The sequence below is a fragment of the Tsukamurella paurometabola DSM 20162 genome, assembly GCF_000092225.1.
Lineage (GTDB): Bacteria > Actinomycetota > Actinomycetes > Mycobacteriales > Mycobacteriaceae > Tsukamurella > Tsukamurella paurometabola.
Genome location: NC_014158.1, coordinates 1,655,665 through 1,675,356 on the forward strand (window position 1 = coordinate 1,655,665; position 19,692 = coordinate 1,675,356).

The 19,692-nt window shown below is 66.1% G+C and carries 14 protein-coding genes; 9 read left to right on the top strand and 5 right to left on the bottom strand.

Annotated elements, in window-relative coordinates; translation table 11 throughout:
* The first annotated feature begins 81 nt into the window (after positions 1-81).
* A complete protein-coding gene (gene smc / locus TPAU_RS07960; RefSeq protein WP_013126239.1) occupies positions 82-3,666 on the top strand; it encodes a chromosome segregation protein SMC in 3,585 nt (1,194 codons plus the stop codon).
* Between the two features lie 151 nt (positions 3,667-3,817).
* On the top strand, positions 3,818-4,975 hold the full coding sequence (locus TPAU_RS22335) for a DNA cytosine methyltransferase (protein ID WP_013126240.1): 1,158 nt from the start codon (positions 3,818-3,820) through the stop codon (positions 4,973-4,975).
* Positions 4,976-4,990: 15 nt separating this feature from the next.
* Here TPAU_RS22335 and TPAU_RS22340 read toward each other — a convergent pair whose 3' ends face one another.
* Together TPAU_RS22340 and TPAU_RS07975 are read right to left on the bottom strand one after the other, a co-directional pair.
* Entirely contained in the window at positions 4,991-7,087 is a 2,097-nt protein-coding gene (locus TPAU_RS22340; protein ID WP_013126241.1) for an ATP-binding protein, read from the bottom strand.
* 258 nt (positions 7,088-7,345) lie between these two features.
* Entirely contained in the window at positions 7,346-8,041 is a 696-nt protein-coding gene (locus TPAU_RS07975; protein ID WP_013126242.1) for a TetR/AcrR family transcriptional regulator, read from the bottom strand.
* A gap of 134 nt (positions 8,042-8,175) precedes the next feature.
* On the opposite strand from TPAU_RS07975, the gene TPAU_RS07980 reads away from it, so the two are divergent.
* From TPAU_RS07980 to TPAU_RS08010, 7 genes are all read left to right on the top strand, one after another.
* Entirely contained in the window at positions 8,176-9,717 is a 1,542-nt protein-coding gene (locus TPAU_RS07980; protein ID WP_013126243.1) for an amino acid permease, read from the top strand.
* The gene (locus TPAU_RS07985) at positions 9,714-10,565 is read left to right on the top strand and encodes an urea amidolyase associated protein UAAP1 (RefSeq protein ID WP_013126244.1); all 852 of its coding nucleotides are present in this window, start codon (positions 9,714-9,716) and stop codon (positions 10,563-10,565) included. Before TPAU_RS07980 ends, TPAU_RS07985 begins: the two co-directional genes overlap by 4 nt.
* Complete coding sequence (locus tag TPAU_RS07990) at positions 10,562-11,161, top strand: urea amidolyase associated protein UAAP2 (protein ID WP_013126245.1); 600 nt, start codon at positions 10,562-10,564, stop codon at positions 11,159-11,161. Before TPAU_RS07985 ends, TPAU_RS07990 begins: the two co-directional genes overlap by 4 nt.
* Complete coding sequence (locus tag TPAU_RS07995) at positions 11,158-13,149, top strand: 5-oxoprolinase/urea amidolyase family protein (protein ID WP_013126246.1); 1,992 nt, start codon at positions 11,158-11,160, stop codon at positions 13,147-13,149. The genes TPAU_RS07990 and TPAU_RS07995 overlap by 4 nt, the downstream gene beginning before the upstream one ends.
* On the top strand, positions 13,146-14,810 hold the full coding sequence (atzF, locus tag TPAU_RS08000; protein ID WP_013126247.1) for an allophanate hydrolase: 1,665 nt from the start codon (positions 13,146-13,148) through the stop codon (positions 14,808-14,810). Before TPAU_RS07995 ends, atzF begins: the two co-directional genes overlap by 4 nt.
* Before the next feature lie 92 nt (positions 14,811-14,902).
* A complete protein-coding gene (gene gndA, locus TPAU_RS08005; RefSeq protein WP_013126248.1) occupies positions 14,903-16,345 on the top strand; it encodes an NADP-dependent phosphogluconate dehydrogenase in 1,443 nt (480 codons plus the stop codon).
* Between the two features lie 11 nt (positions 16,346-16,356).
* Positions 16,357-16,929 (top strand): GNAT family N-acetyltransferase, encoded by a 573-nt coding sequence (locus tag TPAU_RS08010; RefSeq protein WP_013126249.1) that lies wholly within the window; start codon positions 16,357-16,359, stop codon positions 16,927-16,929.
* Positions 16,930-16,945: 16 nt separating this feature from the next.
* Here the strand turns inward: TPAU_RS08010 and TPAU_RS08015 are convergent, their stop codons facing one another.
* Genes TPAU_RS08015 through TPAU_RS08025 form a run of 3 tightly spaced genes read right to left on the bottom strand, consistent with a single transcriptional unit; the run spans position 16,946 to position 19,661 of the window.
* Positions 16,946-17,962 carry an LLM class flavin-dependent oxidoreductase gene (locus TPAU_RS08015; protein WP_013126250.1) on the bottom strand — a complete coding sequence of 339 codons (1,017 nt, stop codon included), beginning with the start codon at positions 17,960-17,962 and terminating at the stop codon, positions 16,946-16,948.
* Positions 17,959-18,699: a (2Fe-2S) ferredoxin domain-containing protein gene (locus tag TPAU_RS08020; protein WP_013126251.1), complete on the bottom strand. Its 741-nt coding sequence runs from the start codon at positions 18,697-18,699 to the stop codon at positions 17,959-17,961. The genes TPAU_RS08015 and TPAU_RS08020 overlap by 4 nt, the downstream gene beginning before the upstream one ends.
* Positions 18,696-19,661 carry an ABC transporter substrate-binding protein gene (locus tag TPAU_RS08025; protein ID WP_013126252.1) on the bottom strand — a complete coding sequence of 322 codons (966 nt, stop codon included), beginning with the start codon at positions 19,659-19,661 and terminating at the stop codon, positions 18,696-18,698. Before TPAU_RS08025 ends, TPAU_RS08020 begins: the two co-directional genes overlap by 4 nt.
* Between the last annotated feature and the right edge of the window lie 31 nt (positions 19,662-19,692).

Genomic DNA, 19,692 nt, shown 5'->3' on the forward strand with positions numbered 1-19,692 from the left:
CACCGCGACACCCACTGACCAGGCGCGCCGAGCGATACCGCGAGGTCGCGACATCCGACAGCCCGGGTATTCTCGACAATCGTGTATCTCAAGTCGCTGACGTTGAAGGGCTTCAAGTCCTTCGCTTCGGCGACCACTCTGCGCCTCGAACCGGGCATCACCTGCGTCGTCGGGCCCAACGGCTCGGGGAAATCGAACATCCTCGACGCCCTGCGCTGGGTGATGGGCGAGCAGGGCGCCAAGGGACTGCGCGGCGGCAAGATGGAGGACGTCATCTTCGCCGGTACCTCCGGCCGTGCGCCACTGGGCCGCGCCGAGGTCACGCTCACCATCGACAACTCCGACGGTGCGCTGCCCATCGACTACACCGAGGTCTCGATCACGCGGCGCATGTTCCGCGACGGCGCCGGCGAGTACGAGATCAACGGCACCAAATGCCGGCTGATGGACGTCCAGGAACTGCTCTCCGATAGCGGTATCGGCCGCGAGATGCACGTGATCGTCGGTCAGGGACAGTTGGCCGCGATCCTGGAGTCCAAGCCCGAGGAACGCCGCGCCTTCATCGAGGAGGCGGCCGGCGTGCTCAAGCACCGGCGCCGCAAGGAGAAGGCGGTCCGCAAGCTCGACTCGATGCAGGCCAACCTGGCCCGCCTCACCGACCTCACCACCGAGCTGCGGCGCCAGCTCAAACCACTCGGACGGCAGGCCGAGGTGGCGCGTCGCGCGCAGACCATCCAGGCCGATCTCCGAGACTCGCGCCTGCGCCTCGCCGCCGACGATCTGGTGCGCCGTCGCGCCGAACTGGCGGACCAGTCCGGCAACGAGGCAGCGGTCCGCGAGGAGCAGAACCTCGTGGCCGCGCAGCTCGATGAGGCGAACGCACTGGTCACCGAACACTCCGAGGCGGTGGCCGCGCTCGACCCGGCGGTGAAGGCCGCGGGAGAAGGCTGGTTCGCGCTCTCGGCGCTCGCCGAACGCGTCTCGTCCACGGGGCGCATCGCGGCCGAACGCGCACGCCTGCTGTCCGAACCCGTACAGCACGCACCCGGCCGCGATCCCGATGAGCTGGAGGCCGAGGCCGACCGCGTCGCCGAGGAGGAGGCAGAGCTCATGGAGGCCCTCGAAGAGGCCGCCATGATTCTGGAGGGTGCGGCCGAGGAACTCGCCGAGCGGGAAGAGGCCGCGCGGGCCGCCGAGAACGCGCACATGGCCGCCGTGGCCGCGGTCGCGGACCGACGGGAGGGGCTCGCGCGGCTCGCGGGCCAGGTCGAGACACTGCGAACCCGCGCAGAATCTGTCGACGCCGAGGCCGGCCGCCTCACCGCCGCCATCGCCGAGGCCGTCGAGCGGGCCGAGACCGCCGAGACCGAATTCGAGCAGGTGCAGGGACAGATCGCCGAACTCGATGCCAATGAGGCCGGGCTGGACGAGCACCACGAGCGCAGTTCCGCCGCGCTCGTCGCGGCGCAGGCCCGCGTCGAGGAGTTGCAGGCGGCCGAGCGCGCGGCAGAACAGAAGGTCGCGTCGCTGATGGCTCGGATCGAGGCGCTCACCCTGAACCTGGACCGGGGCGACGGTGCCGCCTGGGTCGTCGAGCACATCGATGGTGTGACCGCGGCGGTCGCCGAACGCCTGCAGATCCGCGCCGGGTACGAGAAGGCCGTCGCCGCCGCGCTGGGGCCGGTCGCCGAGGCCGTCGCGGCACCGTCGGTCTCGGTCGCGTCCGCGGCACTGGCCCGGTTGCGGGAGGCCGACGGTGGCCGCGCCGCCCTGGTGGTGGAGGGGCTGAGCGGGCCGTCCGCGCCCGGCGGGTCGCTGCCCGACGGTGCCGTCTGGGCGGTGGACGCCGTGACCGCGCCGTCGGCGCTATCCGGTGTGGTCGCGTCGGCGCTGGCGTCGGTGGTACTGGTCGATTCGGTGGATGCCGCGGTGTCGCTGGTGGACTCGCGGCCGGAGGTGCGGGCGGTGACGGTCGACGGTGACGTGATCGCCCATGGAGTGCTCACCGGCGGATCGGCGGCGCGGCAGTCCACGCTGGAGGTGCAGAAGGCGATCGACGCCGCGGAATCATCGCTGGGGGAGACCCGGCGATCGGTGGAGTCGGTATCGGCCGCGTTAGCCGGAGCGACGGAGGATCTGGCGGCGCGGCGTGAGGTGACCGAGGCCGCGCTCGCTGCGCTGCACGAGTCCGATGCCCAGCTGGGTGCGATCTACGAGCAGTTGGCCCGGCTCGGACAGGCCGCCCGCAGCGCGCGTGACGAGGCGGAACGCCTGGTGGCGCAGCGGGATCGGATCGAGTCGTCGCGAGACGAGACGCAGGCCGCGCTGGTCGAGCACGAGGAGCGGCTGCGGCTCGCGGAGCAGCTGCCCGAAGATTCCGTGTCCGTGGGCACCGAGGAGCGGGACGCGGCGGTTGCGGCGCTGTCCGCCGCGCGGAGCGTCGAGATGGAGGCGCGGCTGGCACGTCGGTCGGCGGAGGAACGTGCGGCCGGTGTGCGGGGTAAGGCCGAGGGATTGCGGCGGGCCGCGGCGGCCGAGCGGTCGAACCGGGAACGGATGGAGCGTGCGGCGGCAACGCGGATGGCTGCCGCCTCGGTGGCGTCCGCCGTAGCGGAGAGTGCCGTGCTGGTGTCGTCGCGGCTGGATCGTGCGGTGGCTCGTGCTGCGGCGCATCGAGATTCGCTGGAGACCACCCGGGCGCAGCGCGCGGGGGCGCTCGATGTGGCGCGGCAGGAGTCGACGGCGCTGTCGGCGCGGCTGGCGCAGTTGACCGATGCGGTGCACCGCGATGAGGTGGCACGGGCGCAGGCGGCTCTGCGGATCGAGCAGTTGGAGGAGCAGGTGCTTACGTCGTTCGGCATGGCGCCGGACGATCTGGTGGCCGAGTACGGGCCCGATGTGCTGTTGCCGCCGTCTGCGCTGGAGCTGGCCGAGTACGAGGAGGCCCGGGAACGGGGCGAGAACGTGGTCAAGCCGCAGGGGCTGCCGTTCGACCGGGCGGCGCAGGAGCGGCGGCTGAAGCTGGCGGAGAAGGATCTCGCGACGCTGGGCAAGGTGAATCCGCTTGCGCTGGAGGAGTTCGCGGCGCTGGAGGAGCGGTACAACTTCCTCTCCACGCAGCTCGAGGACGTGAAATCGGCGCGGCAGGATCTGCTGAACGTGGTCGACGAGGTGGACGCCAAGATCCTGCAGGTGTTCACCGAGGCGTGGGTGGATGTGGAGCGCGAGTTCGTCGAGGTGTTCGCGACCCTGTTCCCCGGTGGTGAAGGCCGGCTGATCCTCACCGATCCGTCGGACATGCTGACCACCGGTATTGACGTCGAGGCGCGGCCGCCGGGTAAGAAGGTGAAGCGGCTCTCGCTGTTGTCCGGTGGTGAGAAGTCGCTGACCGCCGTGGCGATGCTGGTTGCCATCTTCCGTGCCCGCCCCTCACCCTTCTACGTGATGGACGAGGTCGAGGCGGCCCTGGACGACACCAACCTGCGCCGACTGATCTCCCTGTTCGAGCAGCTGCGCGACAAGTCCCAGTTGATCGTGATCACGCACCAGAAGCCGACGATGGAGGTCGCCGATGCGCTGTACGGCGTCTCGATGCGGGGCGATGGGATCACGCAGGTGATCTCTCAGCGCATCCGTGGCCAGGAGCTGGGTGTATTGCCTGTGTGATGATCCCCTACTCCAGCGAGTATGCAACCGGCGCGGCCAGTCAACTAGGGCCAACGACGCGTACTCCGCCCGGCAGATAGGATAGGTAGGTATTTTGCTAATGTCGTCTGATACTCCGAATTCTTAGCGCATCGTAGGAGCGAACACGCTAATGATCGAACACGAAAGTTTCACATCAGAGTCCAAGTGGCGCGCTGCGGAGTTCTTTGCGGGGATTGGCCTCGCTGGTATCGGGCTGGAGAAAGCGGACATAAAGGTTGCCTGGTCTAATGATATCTCTCCAGTAAAGTACGCGTTGTACGAGAAACATTTTGGCGAGCGAGAAGGCCACCGCTACATTGTCGGGGATCTAGCTACTCTAGAAGCGTCTCAGGATCCAATAGATATCGACGTAGCGTGGGCGTCGTTTCCATGCACGGATCTTTCTGTTGCCGGCACTCGCGCCGGAATTCACCGCGGCACATCTAGCTCAGCATTCTGGTACTTTGTGAAGACTCTTAGCAGGATGAAGGAATCGCGACCGTCGGTGGTTGTTCTGGAAAATGTGAACGCACTTGCGACACGGCGTGGAGGTGAAGATATCGCGAGCGTTATTCGCGCCCTCAACGGACTGGGATACTCTGTCGACGTCATGTCGATCGATGCGAAACATTTCGTGGCACAGTCGAGGCCTCGTCTTTTTCTAGTAGGCGCAAAGAACGTAGTCGTGGAAGGGGGAAGCGGATCGAGCCTCCTCAGGCCACCATGGCTGAATGCAATATTTGAAGACGACTCGCTAGTTACCCACCGTGGTGCTCTACCCACGCTGCCTTCTACTGACAAAATCGGACTGGCATCTCATATTGACCGGCTCGACGACGACGATTCGCGCTGGTGGAACGAGGGACGCGTGGCAGCCTATCTGTCGTCCCTATCTGAGATTCAGCGTGAACGGTTAGATGCCCTCATTTCGGCTAACGTCCCTGCGGTGCGGACAGCCTACCGGAGGATGCGATCAGGTGAGCCGCGATGGGAAATGAGAAATGACGACATCGCGGGCTGCCTCCGGACTTCCCGTGGCGGGTCATCAAAGCAAGCGCTCATTGTGGTGAATGCCCATGGACGGCTGCAAATACGTTGGATGACTCCGAAAGAGTATGCGAGTCTCATGGGGGTTCCTGAGTACGATATTGAGGGAGTGAAGCCACATCACGCTTACTCTGGATTCGGAGATGCGGTTTGCACCCCGGTTGTCGAATGGCTCTCGAAGAACTATATCGTTCCGATCTTGGAATCGATCCAGCAAGACAGGATAGCTACCGCGTGCTAAGTGAACGGAACCTGATTAGGGCTTAGGGTAATCTGATAGGTACTCGTCGATTGTATCTTCGACGAGAATTTGCCAATATTCCGAGATCTCTTCGTTGAAAAAGTCGGCGGCTGTTCTTCCCTGTTTCTTTAGTTCAAATTCAGTTGGCACCGACGGAATTTCGAACTCCGAAATCAGGGGCTCCCCCGTGATCTCTCGCCCTCGGTTCAAGTGAGAGATCATCGGATTGAGTATTCCGCGGATAAAGTAGTTATGAAGATCTACCGTGAGCTCGATGCTGGTACCATTCAGGACGGTCACCTCGGACCGCCCGTTCGTGAGAAAGGCTGGAATGGATTTGTAATCCACGTTGAGCTTGAGATAGTCGCCAATCGATCGGGTTGCCCAGCCCGCGCCACCTTCGAACAGGCAGTATTGACTCGCAAGAAAATTCTTGCTCGTCAGATAGAAGATCAACGTATTTGAGTGGGTGATGCTATCCTTGATAATCATACTCAGGGCGCGGTCATCGAGGGCGTACTCAATATCGCCTGGACGTGACGTGAAGAATATTTCGTCTTTTTTTGCGCCTTTTAGCTGCAAAAGCTCGTCTATCATTGTCGCGAACGCACGATCCTTCCGCGCATGTGAAATAAATACTCGATACTTCTGCTTGGGTGAGACATCTCCCTGGATCTTATTGGTGATGACCATGTGAAGCTCCGCGCGACTGGTGTCTGATAGTTCTGTTCGTTGCGCGAGCTCTTCCTGGACTTCATGTGAGAACTGCTGCTTGCTTGAAGTGTCTCTACGTTCCTTCTCGGCCGTGACAGCTCGAGCAATCTCAGTTGCAATTTCCTGACGGCTGAGCATCAATCTGCGGACTATTGGTCGGACCAAAGCCTTGAGCAACGTGACTCGCCCATCAGTCTCATCGAAGTCTTGTCGATTTGATGTCGCGATATCCGGCAAGGTGTCTTCATCTAGGATGTCGAAGCTAATTTCACCTTCAATGTAATTGGTGTATGTCCCCGTTAGTCCGAGCTGAGACAGGAGACGGTCGCTTGCAAGCTTTCCACGGACGTACACGCGAATCTGAGCGGGGTTGTAGTACCGATTTTTTACAAACCGTGCGTCGTTCTCCCGTGCAGCTGCACTGTCGATGGTGGCGTGAACACCAATCCAGCCCGTGAGCTCAAATGGGACGTTGTCGTAAGTCTTTCGTTTGCGATCGACTCTTGATTCAATTTCCTTCCATGCTTCGTCTTCAAGGGTGTCATGTTGAAACTTTGTAAATTTGGCGGGTTTCAAAATTTCTCCGCCGGGAGCTCCCTTTGCCGGGATTCGCACAGACCTGCCCGACGGCTGAAAGTCAGAAGGCTGGGCGTCAGCGACATCTTCAGGATCGAAATTCTGCGACACCTCAACAAGATTCTTGTACGCGACGGTTTTTTCGACGGGGCCGTATCTGGGGTTTGTTTCATCGGCTCGCTTGCGTACCCAAATATGAATGGTCCCGCCTGAGTTGCTTTCCGGAAGGAGAAATTGATTTGCGAGCCTTGAACCAAGGGCGGTAATGGATTGTTCGCCGTACCCGGTGAGATCGACATTCTGTAGGGTGATTCGGGTCCCGGAAGCCAGGGAATTCCAAAGTGTTTCGTTTGGAGTTTCGGGACCTGCGGTCGTGGCCACAAGGCGCGGATGTTCATCCTCCGAAACCCTTTCATCTCGGGCGTCGAGTTCCCAACTTGTAGCGCTATCAACTTGTCGAGTGTGAAGGAAAAAGTGGTTAGATAGGTACAACGCTGCGAGTTTGCCGATTCCCTTTCTTCCTTTGGGTGGATTCTTTGCTGAGTTGTTTTCCGGTTCGTCGTTCCGCTTGTTTCTGCCGACCTGGGCGTATAAGCCGATCTCGTCCCTGCTCATACCGTCGCCATCGTCAATGACTTCCACCGTTGCGTTGGATTTGATGGATGCATCGATGTATACATAGACAGTTTCAGCGTTTGCGTCTAGACCGTTGGCTACGAGCTCGGACAATGCGCTCCATGGATTCGAATAGAGCCCCCGTCCAAGAAGTTTTAGTGCAAGCCAGCTGAAGCTAAACAGTTCTTCATCGCGCGGCGTGGTCACGTTCAATCCCCCTGGGGTGACGGGCTCTCATGGTCGTTCCAAATAGGGTACAGCACTGTGCTGATGCCGTGGTGTTGTTCAAAGATGAGGGCGGCCTGACGTCGACGGTGGTATTTGGTAGCTGGGGTGGAATGCGCGTTTGGAACCGACGGACTATCGGCCGCGGATGATTCAGGCTGTGCGATGAGTGGAAGAAGCGCGGGGGCAGTCATTGGGCGGCATAGGCTGAGGGAAGTAGGAAGATTGATCCTGCCGGTCTCAGGGCATTTCAGTGCGATCGTGGGTCATTCGAGGGGCTCGGCCGGCGTAGGGGGCGTGCATTGATGCTGATACAAGGGTGTGAATCGCATTGCTGATGGTATCGATCACTCGTTGGGAGTGTGCGTCGTTCGTGCTGATCGTGCCGTCGGAGCGGAGGCCGATGACGGACTCAACCAGCCGGAAGGGGAGCAGGGTGCGGGGGTCGTCCTTGTCGCCGATGGCGGCTGCGGAGAGGGAGCGGTAGTGCTCCGCCAGCTCGGCGCGATCACGACGGAACTCGGCGAAGGCGTCACCGGCCAGCTCGGGGAGATGGTAGAGCGCGCCCAGGTTGAAACGGGCCGTCGCCAACTGCTCGGCATCGAACGCCGCCAACTGCACCAGCCGGTCGATCGGCTCACCGTCGGCCGCGGCGAGCTGGCGGGCGAGCGCGAGTGGCGCCTGCACCGTTGCCTCCAGCAGCGCAGTCAAGATCTCGTCCTTGGTGGAGAAGTGGTGATACAGGGAAGCCTGCCGAATTCCCACGGCCTCGGCGATGGCTCTGGTGGAGGTTCCTGCATAGCCGCGTGAGGTGAACAACTCGGCAGCGGCGTCGAGAATCTCGTCGGCGGCGGTGGCGCCGGGGCGGCGCGGATCATTCGCGCGGGGCCGTCCCCGTCGTCCTGCGGATTCGCCCCCCGGCGCAGCGTCGCTCATCTCGCCAACCCTACTGCCCGCGAAACACGTTCGTAGCATCGGTTTCCCTGATCGCAACAGCGGCGATACGCGGATGACTCCGCGGGACGGTTTTCTATCACTTGACAGAAAACCTCGATCGGAAGCCGCCGCCCATGACCGCTACACAGGCCCGACAACTGGACTCGGACGACCTCACGCAACTCGGATACGAGCCCCAATTGCGCCGGTCGCTGGGCACATTCGCCTCCTTCGCCGCCGGGTTCTCCTTCGTCTCGATCCTCACCACCATCTTCCAGCTGTTCGGTCTGGGCTACTCCCTGGGCGGCGCCGCCTTCTTCTGGACCTGGCCCCTGGTGTACTTCGGCCAGTTCCTCGTGGCCCTGTGTTTCGCCGAGATGGCGGCTCGCTACCCGATCTCCGGCGCCATCTATCAGTGGTCGCGCCGGCTGGGCGGCGAACTGGTGGGCTGGTTCGGCGGCTGGTTCATGATCCTCGCCCAGATCTTCACCGCCGCCGCGGCGGCGATCGCCCTGCAGGTGGTGCTCCCCACAGTGTGGTCCGGCTTCCAGATCGTCGGCGACGATCCCGCCCTGACCAGCCCGAGTGGCGCGGCCAACGCGGTGCTCCTCGGTACCGTCCTACTCGTCCTCACCACCACGATCAACTGCATCGGCGTGCATTGGATGGGGCGGATCAACGCCATCGGCGTCACCTGCGAACTGGTCGGCGTGGTCGCGGTGATCGGCGCCCTCGCGATGCACGCCCGGCGCGGCCCCGACGTCGTCTTCGACACCTCGCACGTCACCGACACCGGCTCCAGCGGCTACCTCGGCGCCTTCATCGTGTCCGGCCTCATGGCGGCCTACGTGATGGTCGGCTTCGGCTCGGCGGGTGAGCTCGCCGAGGAGACCGTCAACCCGCGCCGCGTGGCCCCCCGCACCATCCGCTTCGCCCTCACCGCTTCCGCGATCGGCGGCGGCCTCATGTTGCTCACCGCACTCATGGCCGCCCCAACACTGGGGGCGGAACTCGCAGCCGGTGGCCTGCCGTACGTGCTCTCGTCCGTCCTCGGCTCGTTCTGGGGCAAGGTCCTGCTTCTCGACGTGGCCGTGGCGGTATTCATCTGCACTCTCGCCATCCAGACCGCGTGCAGCCGCCTCATCTTCTCCATGGCCCGCGACCATCGGCTGCCCTTCTCGGATCGGCTCTCGCGCGTGAACCCGCGCACCCAGACGCCGATCGCTCCCGCCGTGCTCATCGGAGTCCTCTGCGTCGCAGTGCTGCTGGTGAACGTGGGGAACCCCGCGATCTTCGCGACCCTCGCCAGCGTCTGCATCGTGCTCATCTACCTGGCCTACCTCTCCGTGACCGTCCCGATGCTCTACCAGCGACTGCGGGGCTGGCCGCACGGCGAAGAAGTCCGCGACTCCGATGGCCGCCCCGTGTTCAGCCTGGGGCGCTGGGGAATCGCGATCAACGCCGCCGCCGTCCTCTATGGCGCCGCCATGGTGATCAACCTGGCCTGGCCGCGTGCCGAGATCTACGACCCCACCGGCCAGTTCCCACTCCTGCAGTGGGCCGGCCCGATCACCGTGATCGCCGCCGTCGTTCTCGGCATCGCGTGCTTGCCGCGCCGTCCGCACCCCCGCCCTGTCGGGAACCCGTTCGCCACCCCGGAAGGAACCCCGGTATGACCACCTCCCTCGATAACACCGCCACCACCAAGGGCGCCCGGGACCACGCCCGCGCCCAGGCCGACCGTCGCGTGGACGGTATGCCGACGGTGCCCGCCACCGCCTGGCCCGCACCGCCCACCGGCGTCCCCGCGGACGCGCTCACCTGGGCCGAAACGGTTCCCGGGGGCCGCTACACGGTGAAGGCCCTCGCCCGCGGAACCCGGCTGCGGCTCACCGATCTCACCGGCACCGCCTGCGCCTCGGTCCTGTTGTGGCGCACCGATGCGCCCTGGGAACGGCTGAGCCTGGCCGACACCGTCAAGGTGCCCTGGCAGGCCTACCTCGGCGCCGGGCACCCGCTGCTCTCCGACCAGGGCCGCGTGCTCGCCACCATCGTCGCCGACGATTCCGGGCACCACGACGCGATCTGCGGCACCACCACCCTCGCCCAGAACACCGCCAAATACGGAGCGGGGGAGGCGCACTCGGACAGCCCCGCAGGCCGGGAACTGCTCGTCCTGGCTGCCGCGAAACACGGACTCACCCCTACCGATGTGGCACCCACCGTCTCGTTCTTCCACGGTGTGCGCGTCGAGGACGACGGTGCGCTCACCTCCACCGGGAGCGCCGGGGCCGGCCACTGCGTGGACCTGGTTCTGCACCTGCCGTGCATCGTCGCGGTCGCGAATACCGCGCACCCGCTCGACCCGTCACCCACCTTCGACACCGGCATGCTCGAACTAATGGCCTGGCACGCCGACGACGACCTGCAGGCGCTGATCGACGACACCACAGTCGACCCCGAATACCGCCGGGCCGTTGCCAACTCCGAAGACGCCCACCACGCCGCAAGGAGCATCCGATGATCGCCACCGTCACCCCGCGCGCCCCCTGGTCGGGCATCGTCCCCGCTGGTCACACCCTCACCATGACCGATCTGCACGGCAACCAGGCCGTGGACACCCTGTTCTACGGCGCCGACGATCACACCGTCCGCTACAGCGCCCAACAGACCATCCTGGGGCAGGGCAACATCTTCCTCGAAACGGGCACCGTGATTCGCGACCAGGAATCCCGGCCCATGATGACCATCGTCGACGACGAGGTGGGTAAGCACGACACCCTCGGCGGCGCCTGCTCGCAGGAATCCAACACTCTTCGCTACGGCCACCACACCAAACACCAGCACGCCTGCGTTGAGAACTTTCTCATCGAAGGCAGCCGCCACGGCCTCGGCAAGCGCGATCTGGTGGGCAACGTGAACTTCTACATGTACGTTCCCGTCGATCCGGACGGCACCCTCGGCATCGTCGACGGGCTCTCCGCCCCCGGGCGGAAGGTGGTGCTGCGCGCGGAGATCGACACGCTGGTACTCATCTCCAACTGTCCGCAGATCAACAACCCGTGCAACGGATTCGACCCCACCGCGGTCGAGCTCGAGATCTCGGAGGTGCCCGCATGACCGTCACCATCATCCGCCCCGGCCCGATGACCACCGTGCAGGACTGGCCCGGCCGCGTCGGCTACTGGAAGGTGGGCGTTCCCCCGTCCGGCCCGATGGACGACCTGTCGTTCCGGCTCGCGAATGTCGCCGTCGGCAACCCGGAGGGCGCCCCCGGACTCGAATGCACCCTCGGTGGACTAGCCCTCACGGTCGACGAGCCGACCATCATCGCCGTCACAGGGGCGCCGTGCACGGTGACCGTGGCCGGGAGGCCGGTGCCGATGGGGGCGTCGGTCGAGGTGCACCCCGGCGACCAGCTCGCGGTAGGTATGACGGGCAACCTCGGCATGCGCGTCTACGTCGCCCTCCGCGGCGGCATCGACGTCCCCGACTACCTGGGCAGCGCGTCCACCTTCACCCTCGGGAAGTTCGGCGGCATCGGGGGCCGCACCCTCACCGCGGGCGATGAACTCGCCATCGGGGGAGCGGAAACCCTCCAGCAACCGCGCCGCCTCCTCGCCGAGGAGGTGCCGGCCCTCACCACCCAGTGGAACCTCGCCGTGACCGTCGGCCCGCACTCCGCACCCGAGTACTTCACCGAGTCCGATATCGAAACCCTGTACGGCACCGCCTATGAGGTGCACTTCAATTCCGATCGCACCGGCGTCCGCCTGATCGGGCCGCAGCCCGACTGGGCCCGCCCCGACGGCGGCGAAGCAGGACTGCACCCCTCCAACATCCACGACACCGCCTACTCCGTGGGCGCTCTCGACTTCACCGGCGATACCCCGATCCTGCTCGGCCCCGACGGCCCCAGCCTGGGCGGCTTCGTCTGCCCCGTGACCGTGACCACCGCCGACCGCTGGAAACTCGGGCAGCTCCGTCCGGGCGACACCGTGCGCTTCGTCCCCGTCCGGGCCGTCACCGCCGCCTCACCGGCTGATCTCGGCACCGCCCGGCGCGCCGCGGTTCCGTACGTGATCGCCACCGGCGGTGACACCGACGACGGCATCCTCGGACGGTCGATGACCGCCGACGGCGAGACCACCGTCACCTACCGCCGCTCCGGGGACGACAACGTGCTCGTCGAATACGGGCCCATGGCCCTCGACCTCGAGCTCCGCGCCCGCGTCCACGCGCTCGAACAGCGACTGCGCGATGATTCTCCGCGGGGCCTCGTCGACCTCACCGCCGGCGTGCGCAGCCTCCAGGTGAAGTTCGACCCGACAGTGCTGTCCCAGAACGCCGTCCGTGAATGGATCTCCGAGGCCGAGGCGGAGCTCCCCGCTGCCGATGACATGATCGTGCCGAGTCGCACCATCTCGCTCCCGCTGTCGTGGGACGACCCCAGCACCCGCGAGGCGATCGAACGGTACGTCCTGGGCGTCCGTGGTGACGCACCGTGGTGCCCGTGGAACATCGAATTCATCCGCCGGATGAACGGCCTCGATTCGGTGGACGACGTGCAGCGCATCGTGTTCGACGCCGACTATCTGGTGCTCGGTCTGGGCGATGTGTATCTAGGAGCACCCGTCGCGGTCCCGCTCGACCCGCGGCACCGCCTGGTGACCACCAAGTACAACCCGGCCCGCACCTGGACCCCGGAGAACGCCGTCGGGATCGGCGGCGCATACCTGTGCATCTACGGTATGGAGGGCCCCGGTGGCTACCAGTTCGTCGGTCGCACCACCCAGGTGTGGAACCACCGTCATCCTGCCGCCGCGGGCGGATTCGAGCCCGAGCATCCCTGGCTGCTCCGCAGCTTCGACCGGATCAGCTGGTACCCGGTGAGTACCGAGGAACTCGCTGATCTACGCGCCGACACCGCCGCCGGGCGCGGCACCGTCGACATCACACCGGGATCGTTCTCCCTGTCGTCGCACCGGGCTTTCCTCGCTCGCGAGGCCGACGATATCGCCCGCGTGCAAGCGAACATGGAGATGGCCCGAGCCGAAGAGCGCGGACGCTGGGCTGCCGCAGGAGAATTCACCAGGAGCGCAGCATGAGCCGTATCGCCGATATCTATCGCCGCATCGCCGCCGACGACCGACCCGAGGTCTTCGTCACTCTCCGGCCCGAGACCGATGTCCAGGCCGACTACGACGCCGCCGTCGCCGCGGGTGGCCCACTCGCGGGAATCATCCTGGCGGTCAAGGACAACGTCGATGTCGCGGGCCTCCCGACCACCGCGGCCTGCCCCGGATACGCGTACACCGCGGAACGGGACGCCGCAGCCGTCGCGGCCCTGCGTGCCGCCGGAGCCGTGGTGATCGGAAAGACCAATCTCGATCAGTTCGCCACCGGCCTCGTGGGGACGCGGAGCCCGTACGGCGCCGTCCGCAACGCCCACCGTCCCGATTACGTCTCGGGCGGATCCAGTTCCGGATCCGCCGTCGCCGTCGCCCTCGACTACGCAGACATCGCGATCGGTACCGACACCGCCGGCTCGGGCCGGGTGCCCGCCGCTTTCCAGGGCGTCGTGGGCATCAAGCCCACCATCGGCGCCGTGAGCACCGACGGCGTGATCCCCGCCTGCGCGTCGTACGACTGCGTCTCCGTCTTCGCGCGCGATACCGATGCCGCGAACCGTGCCATGGCGATCATGGGCGCCACCGGGCCTCGTGCATGGCCGGCCGACGCGCCGCTGGCGGCCGCCCCCGATGCGACGGTGGCCGTACCTGCGGAACTCCCGGGCTTGAATGACGCATGGCGCCAGGCCTTCGAGCGAGTCGTCGCGCAGGCCGAACAGGCAGGGCTGCGCGTGACCCGCATCGACGTCGCCGACTTCCTGGCCGCGGGCCGGCTGCTCTACGGCGGTGCACTCGTCGCCGAACGGTACAGCGCCGTCGGCGAATACCTCGCGACCGCCGGTCCGGATGCCGGCGTGGATCCCATCGTGGCAGGCATCATCACCGCGGCCGGTGAGCTCCCCGCGTACCGTCTGGCAACCGACCAGCAACGCCTGCGCGAGCTGGCCGAGCGCACCCGCTCCATCCTCGACGGTTGCGCCGGGTTGCTCGTACCGACCGCTCCGCGGCACCCCACCATCGCGGATGTGGCGGCCGACCCGGTGGGCGTGAACTCCGAACTGGGCGCCTACGCCACCTTCTGCAACCTGCTCGACCTGTGCGCGGTTGCGGTGCCTGCGGGGGAAACCGACGACGGTGCGCCGTTCGGCATCAGCGTGCTCGCTCCGGCTGGACACGATGCGGTGGCACTCGACCTCGCCGCCAGGATCACCGGGGCACCGTCGCCCGAACCGTGGAACACCGAGTTCGTCGGTGCGCTGGATCTCGCCGTCTTCGGCGCGCACCTGCGCGGCCAGCCGCTGGAGCGCGAGCTGACCGCCCTGGGGGCACGGTGGGCCGGTCCGGTCGCGACCGCACCCGAGTACCGCCTCGTCGCACTCGACACCGTGCCGCCGAAACCCGGCCTCGTGCACGACCCTATCGACGGTCGCTCGATCCGCGGCGAGCTGTGGCGGATTTCGCCCGCGGCACTCGGCACGTTCCTGTCCCGGTTGCCCGCGCCGATGACGCTCGGTGCCGTCCGATTGAACGACGAGCGGAGCGTCGTCGGGTTCAGCTGCCAGGCCTCCGCTCTGGCCACCGCACGCCTGCTGCACGTGGATCACTGGCTCGATCGTGATGCAGCCCCGCGGTCCTAGCGCGACGCGCCGATCCCGGTGCTCACCGTGACGGCGCCGGAGTAGCCTGGTGGCCGAACGGCGACGGCCACGATGAGAGGTACGAACGAGCGATGACCAGCAACGACGCCAAGGCGAACATCGGTGTGGTGGGAATGGCGGTGATGGGCTCCAACTTGGTCCGCAACCTGGCCTCCCGCGAGGGCAACACCGTGGCCATCTACAACCGTTCGCCGGAGAAGACCCGGGAGGTGGTGGCCAACCATCCCGAGGCGAACTTCGTGGCATCGGAGTCGATCGACGACTTCGTCGCGAGCCTGGCCACGCCGCGCACCGCGATCATCATGGTGCAGGCCGGCGCGGGCACTGATGCGGTGATCGAGCAGCTCCAAGAGCGGTTCGAGCCGGGCGACATCATCGTCGACGGCGGCAATGCGAACTTCCACGACACCATCGCCCGCGAAGCACGGATCGCGCCGACTGGCATTCACTTCGTGGGCGCCGGAATCTCGGGCGGCGAAGAGGGTGCGCTCAAGGGACCGTCGATCATGCCCGGTGGCACCCCGGAGTCGTACGAGACGCTCGGCCCGATCCTCGCCTCGATCGCCGCGGTCGCCGAGGGCGAGGCCTGCGTGACCCATGTGGGAACCGACGGCGCAGGTCATTTCGTCAAGATGATCCATAACGGCATCGAATACGCCGATATGGAGCTCATCGGCGAGGCGTACGACCTGCTGCGCAATGTGGCCGGCCACTCGCCGCAGGCGATCTCGGACATCTTCAAGACCTGGAACTCCGGCCCGCTCAACAGCTACCTCATCGAGATCACCACCGAGATCCTCAAGCACATCGATGCCGAGACGGGCAAGCCGTTCGTCGACATCGTCGTCGACCAGGCCGGGAGCAAGGGCACCGGCGTGTGGACCGTGCAGACCGCGCTCGACCTCGGAGTTCCCGTGGGCGGCGTCGCGGAGGCCGTGTTCGGCCGGGCCGTCTCGTCCAAGCGCACGCAGCGCGATGCCGTCCGTGCCCTGGGCATCGCGCGCCCGGACGCACCGACGGTCGACGACTCGTTCGTCGACGATGTGGCCAAGGCGCTGTACGCATCGAAGATCGTGGCCTACGCGCAGGGTTTCGACGCGATCATCGCCGGCGCCGAGAAGTACGGTTGGAACATCGATAAGGGCGCCGTCGCCAAGATCTGGCGTGGCGGTTGCATCATCCGCGCGCAGTTCCTCAACGTGCTCGCCGACGCGTACGCCGAGAATCCCAACCTGGCAACGCTTCTCGAGGCGCCGTACTTCGCACAGGCGATCCGCGACGGTGAGGCCGCGTGGCGCCGCGTGGTGATCACCGCGACGCAGGCCGGCGTGCCCGTGCCGGGGTTCGCGACGGCGCTGAGCTACTTCGATTCGCTCAACGTCGACCGCTTGCCCGCCGCCCTGGTGCAGGGCCAGCGCGACTTCTTCGGGGCACACACCTACAAGCGCGTCGACAAGGCGGGCACCTTCCATACGCTGTGGTCCGGTGACCGCAGCGAGGTGCAGACCGACTAGGACGCAACTCGATGCCCATCGAGGTCCGCCCGGCCACCGTCTTCGACGATGTCCGGGCGGTGATCGGCCCCAAGAAGGAAACCTCCAGCAACTGCTTCTGCCTGTCGTACCGCATCGGCAGCACGGAGAACCAGCAGTTGCGAGGCCCCGCCAGGTTCGACCGTGTGCGTGGCCTGTGCTCCGAGAACCCGCCGCCCGGCGTGATCGCCTATGACGCAGCCGAACCCGTCGGGTGGGCGGCGGTCCATCCGCGCTCCGGCACCAGCTTCGCCCGGAACCGCAAGATTCCGCACGTCGACGACCTCGATGTCTGGTCGCTGTGGTGCGTCCGGGTGCGCGCAGGACACCGCAAGCAGGGGATCAGTCACCACCTGGTCGACGGTGCCGTCGCCTTCGCTCGCGCGTACGGCGCTCCGGTGGTCGAGGCCTATCCCGTGGACAACCAGGGCGAGAAGGTCGATCTCACCATGGCGTACGTGGGCACCCGCGCGCTGTTCGAGCGAGCGGGTTTCACCTACGTCACCGATACCGAATCGACCCTCGACGGGTTCACGCGCGTGCTCATGCGCCGCGCACTGCGCTGATCACCACGTTCCGAGGTCAACGCCACCCGAGGCCCGGAGCGACATCCTTGACCAGCGACTCCAGGAGTCGGGTGTTGTACGCCACGCCGAGCTGGTTGGGCACGGTCACCAGCAGCGTGTCGGCCGCGGCGATCGCCTCGTCGTCACGGAGCTGCTCGATCAACCTATCCGGCTCCGCAGCGTACGTGCGTCCGAAGACGGCGCGGAAGGAATCGATGGTGCCGAACTGATCGCCACCGCGGCCTTCGTGCCCGAAGTAGGCGCGACTCTCGTCATCGATGATCGGCATGATGCTGCGGCTCACCGACACTCGCGGCTCACGGTCGTGTCCGGCGGCCGCCCACGCCTCACGGAACGCGCGGATCTGTGTGGCCTGCTGCACGTCGAAGGGTTCACCGGACTCGTCGCTCTTGAGCGTCGAACTCATCAGGTTCATGCCGAGTCGCGCTGCCCACTGCGCCGTCGCGTCGGAGCCGGCACCCCACCAGATCCGCTCGCGGAGCGTGTCGGAGTGTGGTTCGACCCGCAGCAGACCCGGCGGATTCGGGAACATCGGGCGTGGGTTGGGCTGCGCGAATCCTTCGCCCTCCAACACCTGGAGAAACAGTTCCGTGTGGGAACGCCCCATGTCGGCGTCGGTCTTGCCCTCAGCGGGTTCGTATCCGAAGTAGCGCCAGCCGTCGATCACCTGTTCCGGCGATCCCCGGCTCACTCCCAGCTGCAGCCGGTGATCGGCGATGAGATCGGCGGCCCCCGCGTCCTCCGCCATGTACAGCGGGTTCTCGTAGCGCATGTCGATCACGCCGGTACCGATCTCGATCCGTGAGGTCTTCGCGCCCACCGCCGCGAGCAGAGGGAACGGTGAACCGAGTTGGCGTGCGAAGTGGTGCACACGGAAGTACGCGCCGTCGGCACCCACTTCTTCGGCCGCCACCGCGAGGTCGATCGATTGATGGAGGACGTCGGAAGCGCTGCGGGTCTGCGATCCGGGCGCATCGCTCCAGTGACCGAATGACAGGAAACCGATTTTCATAGCCGTCTCAACCCCGGACTGCGGTCCGAATATTCCGGTGGAGTGGACCGCGCGCGAGGCAGGAGCCGATGAGCGAGACGGCGCCCATCGACGAGATGGTCTTCGACCAGGGCCGGCACATCCTCGACGGTGATTCCGCCGTACCAGGCATCGTCCGGCTGCACGGTGACCACGGGGGCGTGGTTACAAGGGAATTGGCATCCGGTCACCGTCATCAACACATCGTCATCGTCGAGAGCCCGCCGCCGGAGCTCGGCGCCGAGCGCGGCCGACAGAGCCGCCGCACCCCGTGCCGAACACCGCGGGCCGCGGCACACCAGCACCTGGTGCCGATGGGACGGGACGTTCTCCCACGCCGCGGAGACGAGTGGCGCCGCATCGGGTGTCATCGGCCGCCCGCCTTCCGCGACCGCCGCAGCGACGAGATGCGACTGTGCCGCCGGCAGGAGCTCGGGTGCGAGGAGGACCGCGGGGACAGGAGCACCTGAGAGGAATCGCTCACGCATCCAATGCGCCGCAACACGCCGCAACCATGACCGCTTGGGACCGGGCTGCGCCCAACCGCAGCCGATCAGCAGCAGTTCCCGCGCGCCGCCGTCGGTGGCGTCATCGAGAACGTCGACCAGCGCCGGGTCGTACACCTGGAGGAAGGCCGCGTGCGCTCCCGCATCGGCGGCGAGGGCAGTCAGCTCATCCGGATCGATACCCGCCGACATCCCCACCAGGATCACGGTCACGGCAGGGCCCGGATCCCGTCGGCGATACGGCGCGCACCATCGAGCAACCGGACCCCGGACGTGGTCTCCGAGAAGGGGATCACCACGAACCGGTTATCCCGCACGGCGCGTAACCGGCTCATCGCCGGATCGGACCGAGCGAACTCGATGCGGGCCTGTGCCGGACTCCCGGTGGAATCGGCGACGACGATCACGTCAGGATTCGACCCGATCACATTCTCCATCGAGACATCGGCCCAGTTGCCCGGGCGGTCGGCGAAGACGTTGACACCGCCCACGGATTCGACGAGCAATTGCGGCGAACCCTTGCCCGCGCCGACGAACGGGATATCAGTCTTCGAATCCCACCACAGGATGCGTTGTCCCCGGGCAGCACCCGCGAGCGCCTCGCTGCCGAGCTCGGACTTCTGGTCCGCGGTGAGCTTCGCCGCGGCGGCCTCGGCGCCGAAGGCCTTTCCCGCCGCGGCGAACTCGTCCCAGATGAGATCCCAGGTGGCGCGTTCGGGCTTCTTCTCGCACCCCGCCGGGGCGAGCAGCGTGGGGACACCTCGATCCGCCCACTTCCGGCGTTCCCCGCCCGCCCGGTCCCGGAACGCGGAAGCGTACGAGGCGTACACCAGATCCGGATTCACCGACAAGATCTTCTCCTGCGTCGGGTACTTCGGCGCGAGCACGGTGACCTTCGCGTAGTCGTCCCGGTAGCGCGGGGCGACCTCGTCATCGAGATACCCGGTCCCCGCCATCCGACTGCGCATACCCAGCGCGAGCGCGACCTCGGTGGCGCCCTGATTCATGGTGACGATGCGCTGCGGAGCCGACCTCACCTCGGAGGCGAAGCCGCACGTGGTGACCGTGGTCGGGAAGGGACCCGTCGCGGCGGGCGGCGCGCTCGACGGTGCGCTGCCGCACCCGGCGAGCAGGGCTGCGGACAGGATGAGAAGAGGGGGTGCGGCGATGCGCATGGAAACTCGTTTCGTCGGCCACCCCGTGCGC